The sequence below is a fragment of the Pseudomonas defluvii genome (genome assembly GCF_001695625.1).
In the GTDB taxonomy this organism is placed as follows: Bacteria; Pseudomonadota; Gammaproteobacteria; order Pseudomonadales; family Pseudomonadaceae; genus Aquipseudomonas; species Aquipseudomonas defluvii.
Genome location: NZ_MBPN01000200.1, coordinates 1 through 4,037 on the forward strand (window position 1 = coordinate 1; position 4,037 = coordinate 4,037).

Here is a 4,037-nt window from a genome sequence, read left to right on the forward strand (position 1 = left end):
CGCTGAGAGCATCCTTGCCTACTTCGACCGGCCAGGAACCAGCAACGGTCCAACAGAAGCTATCAACGGGCGACTTGAGCACTTACGAGGTACCGCCTTGGGCTTTAGAAATTTAACCAATTACATAGCCAGGTGCTTGCTGAAGTCAGGAGGGTTTAGAAATCAGCTACACCCTTAAATGCGAAGAGCCGCTTTATTTCAGAAAGGACTTCAAGGAGTATCCTTTCAATGCTCTTGGGGACGGAAAGCCACGCCCGAGCAGGTTTGATTACGATATGGCCATTTTCGTGCATTTCAATACAGTCGAGGTTGAGCTTCAAGGCTGCGGTCGCTGTCATGCCCATTCGGCATACAAGCCATGCAACAAGATACTCGGCGTCTGTTGTGCGTGAACGGATCTCTGCGAGAAACCGATTAAGATCATCGGGCATCATCAGCTGGAAGTTGTAAGGCGGCTTGGTGGAAGGCTTCGATTTTTTCCTGCCACGGCCATCCTGGAACTTTTGCCGGGTATCAATGAATCGATAAAATCGAAATATTGGCCTGATTTCTTCTTTGGTGCATTTTTCAAAGAATACAACGATGTCTCGTTTTTTCACCGCATCCCAATCGATGATTCCATTGGCATGAAGGTAATGCGCGAGGCGTATCGGCCCTCCCAGTGCTCTGGCAACATACTTTTCAGAACGAGTGTGACCTTTCTCTGTGAGTATGTTGTAGCGCCTTTCGAGTTTTTTCTTGTAGGCATTGAGCTTTCCCCGGAGCCCTTCGGGGAGTTCTTCAGGAATTGATCTGTCCTTCAGCGGAACTCTGATTTCTATGGATGGCAAGAGGGAAATCTGCTTTGCCAGATATATCGAGAGTTCTGCGGATGCCCGTTTAAGCAAGATGTGCCGCTCTTCGGGGAGTAGATCGGCAAGGTACTCTTGCACTTTGGCTTCGGACTGGTCGTGTGCATGACCAAGACCCGCCAGCAGGCTGATGAAGTGCGTCATCTCATTTCCCGACGGTTTCCGGGAGCGTAGAGACTCTGCACATGTTTTCAGCAGGCTGCCATCAGGTTGATTGCTCCAGCACTCGCTTGAGCGCTCTACATTGGAGCGCATGCAGTGGTCAGGGGCAGGGCCGCACCAGGCCGCTCGCTGAAAGCGACCGCCACAAAGCGTGCAGTCCACGATAAGCGGCGGGCGCTTAGTCGTTCTTGATTTTTCCTGCATGGAGGTGCGATACCTTCGGGCCTACAATGTCTTCGTCTGCGATGTTTTTGAGCTGCTTTGCACGGGAGGGCTTTGTGCGCTTGCCTTCATTCTGTGTAGAGACAGCACCATCGGCAGGCCGCTCCTCCGCAGCATCACTCCCTTGCCTTTGAAGTCGAATTACGCCGTATCTGAACGGTTGTAGACGGCTTCTAAGCTCCTCGACGAACTCCTCAGATGCATCGGTGATATTGGTCTCAAAGAGATCGCCAGGGAGGCACTGCAGCTCATTGCAGATAGCCTCTATCATCGAAAGACTCAGCGAAACATCGTCGGATCGAAATTTTCGACTGAGGGCGGTTCTGGTGATTGGCCATCCCTGGTTTTCAGTGAGCCGCTGAGCCATTTCCTCGAAGGTGTTTATGCCTGAGTCTTTCATCAGGACTTCCAGGCGATTGCCCAGCTTGATTTTCATTTCTTGTCAGTCCTCATCATCAAAAAAGCTGCTGAACAGGTCGAGCGGGGCATTTGCCTCGTTCGCGGCATCCAGCGGCGCAGGGTGGTAGTACCCCAGCGTTGTGTAGAGGTTTTTGTGTCGCATATATTTCTGCGCTACCTCTGCTGAGAAGACGCCAACCATATTCGTGCAGCCGGTATGCCTGAGAATATGCGGTGTCAGCTTGTGGTGCATGAGGCCGGCTTTGACCGCCATGCTGTTAAGGCGAGTTCGGAAAGCGTTGGGGTTGATGACGCCACCGCGCTCGCTGGGGAACAGGAGGTTGACAGTCGCATACTCTTTGTCATCGTAGCGACATAGCCCGTTCCCAGAATTTTTCCGGCGGAGGAGGATTTTTTGCCGAATGCTCGACAGATACCACATGAGCAGTTCATAGATCTCAGGCTCACGCATCGGGATAGTTCCCGTTGCATCATTTTTTCCAGTGATGGTAAGCGTCCCGAAATTCTGGAAAGCCTTCATTCTCGGATCGTGACTGGCCTTGAAATCATGCAGTTGAATGGTGACCAGCTCTGATACGCGCAGAGCAAAATGGATTGCGATATGAAACATCACGCGATCACGTTGCAGCGGCAGGAGAGACTTGCTGCGAGCCGCATATGCTGCCTTGATATCGAAGGCAAACTGTTGGTCGATAGCATCAATTTCAGTCGGCGTCAGAGCCCAGGCCTTGGGGCGGGCGGCATTCAATTTATGCCGCTTGACTGCAATGCCATTTTCTTCTGTTACGAACTTGACTGGGCGGACCTTGAAGGTCGCCTGGATTTCGTTGACCCGCTCCATATCGAGCATATAGGCCTGGAAGGAGCGCCAACCCGCACAGTAGACGGCCACAGTGGAGGGGGCCAGCTGGTGGCCGTCCTTGCTCATGCGCGACTCGAAGAAGCGGCTGACGTGGACGGGCTTGAGTTCCCAGGGGGCGACCTGAGCGTGGTTCAGCAAGCGGAAGAGATTGGAGGAGTGAGACTCGACGCTTTTCTTCTTCAATCCGTCCAGATGGAGGAGCTGGGCCTCCCAGTCACGGATCAGGTTGGTAGCGTACACCAGTGCTTCGCCGCCCAAGAAGCTCAGGCTGCGGGCATTGCCGGCTGTTCGGCCACTCTGCTTAGAGGCTGAACTAATGGCTGTGCGGTTTAGGTTCACTACGTTCTCCATGTGCACAAACGTAGCCTAAGTGGTTCATTCGTGCAAGATTTGCACGAACAAATTTTAGCTCTGCTCGCTTCAGCTCATGGATTTTGGGAAAAAGCTCCTGAGCGTGCAAATTCTGCACGATAATAGTGGTGATATTAGATATAAAAAAAAGGGCCCAATATGGGCCCTGAGCAGGATTAGGTCTATCAGATGAGATCGTCCAGGCTCGAGCGCTGGCCTTTGGAGGACTGAGAAGCCTGCGGAGTTGGAATTTTCACTCCCAAACGTGCGTTGGCACCCGATGAACCTGGGCCACCGCCATTTTGTCCACCGCCACCTCCTCCCAGCCCTCCGGCGATGCCACCCGCAACCTGGGCCGCAGTTTGTACTTTCTGCTGCGCTGGACCACCGCCGCCACTACCGCCCCCCCCACCAGGTGTTGGATTACCTCCAGAAGGAGCACCTGCAGCACTGGCGCCGCCACTGGCTAGAGCCCCAGCTGTACCTGCAATTCCGCCAGGCAAGGCAGCCCCCGCAAGTCGTATTGCTGCTCCGACTACGGCCATGCCGGTTGCCGCCAATCCGGTAGTTGCACCGGCAGGATTGAAGCCTCCAAGACTCTTAACATCATCCCAGAGCAAAAGTTTAGCGAAGATGATTTCAATAACGGTCAGCGCAACAAAGATAATGTACTGGCCAGTTCCGGCCGATATTAATAGGGTGGAGTTTTGAGCATAGTTGCCCATGTTGTAGCCTTGCATGGTCTCAGCATTAACTGCAAGCATTGTTGAAGCCATTGTTAAGCAAAGATCATTCACGAATGCAACAATAAAGCAAAAAGCAATAATCTTAACAGAGGTGAAGATTACCCTCGTCGACCAGAATATGCCGAAAACTGCAAAGATGGGGAATGTAATTCCCATTAGTGCCGCGAGCATGGCGGCACCGTTTATCATCATAGGAATTTTTACAGTAAGCATCCATTCGCGGAAGGTTTTGCGGCTCTTCGCATTTAAGGGTGTAGCTGATTTCTAAACCCTCCTGACTTCAGCAAGCACCTGGCTATGTAATTGGTTAAATTTCTAAAGCCCAAGGCGGTACCTCGTAAGTGCTCAAGTCGCCCGTTGATAGCTTCTGTTGGACCGTTGCTGGTTCCTGGCCGGTCGAAGTAGGCAAGGATGCTCTCAGCG

General features: G+C 52.5%; 6 protein-coding genes. 1 reads left to right on the forward strand and 5 read right to left on the reverse strand.

The window, feature by feature from the left end:
* On the forward strand, positions 1–178 hold a 178-nt coding region (locus EKA13_RS26125; RefSeq protein ID WP_141685661.1), incomplete at its 5' end, for a transposase.
* On the opposite strand, the gene EKA13_RS26130 is transcribed toward EKA13_RS26125, so the two are convergent.
* The 5 genes from EKA13_RS26130 to EKA13_RS26150 form a co-directional block, all read right to left on the reverse strand.
* Entirely contained in the window at positions 156–995 is an 840-nt protein-coding gene (locus tag EKA13_RS26130; RefSeq protein ID WP_065761940.1) for a hypothetical protein, read from the reverse strand. The two genes, EKA13_RS26125 and EKA13_RS26130, sit on opposite strands and share 23 nt — an antisense overlap.
* A 196-nt stretch (positions 996–1,191) precedes the next feature.
* Complete coding sequence (locus tag EKA13_RS26135) at positions 1,192–1,671, reverse strand: helix-turn-helix domain-containing protein (protein ID WP_021264138.1); 480 nt, start codon at positions 1,669–1,671, stop codon at positions 1,192–1,194.
* A 6-nt stretch (positions 1,672–1,677) separates the two neighbouring features.
* Positions 1,678–2,856, reverse strand: coding sequence for a tyrosine-type recombinase/integrase (locus tag EKA13_RS26140; RefSeq protein WP_223717154.1), 1,179 nt, complete (start codon positions 2,854–2,856; stop codon positions 1,678–1,680).
* A gap of 197 nt (positions 2,857–3,053) precedes the next feature.
* A complete protein-coding gene (locus tag EKA13_RS26145) occupies positions 3,054–3,827 on the reverse strand; it encodes a hypothetical protein (protein ID WP_125862972.1) in 774 nt (257 codons plus the stop codon).
* Between the two features lie 32 nt (positions 3,828–3,859).
* Positions 3,860–4,037 (reverse strand): transposase (locus tag EKA13_RS26150; RefSeq protein WP_141685661.1); only part of this gene is annotated, 178 nt, incomplete at its 5' end.

Coding starts and splice junctions, on each gene's coding strand:
- EKA13_RS26130 (WP_065761940.1), bottom strand. CDS start 995: ATGACGCACTTCATCAGCCTGCTGGCGGGTCTTGGTCATGCACACGAC.
- EKA13_RS26145 (WP_125862972.1), bottom strand. CDS start 3,827: ATGCTTACTGTAAAAATTCCTATGATGATAAACGGTGCCGCCATGCTC.
- EKA13_RS26135 (WP_021264138.1), bottom strand. CDS start 1,671: ATGAAAATCAAGCTGGGCAATCGCCTGGAAGTCCTGATGAAAGACTCA.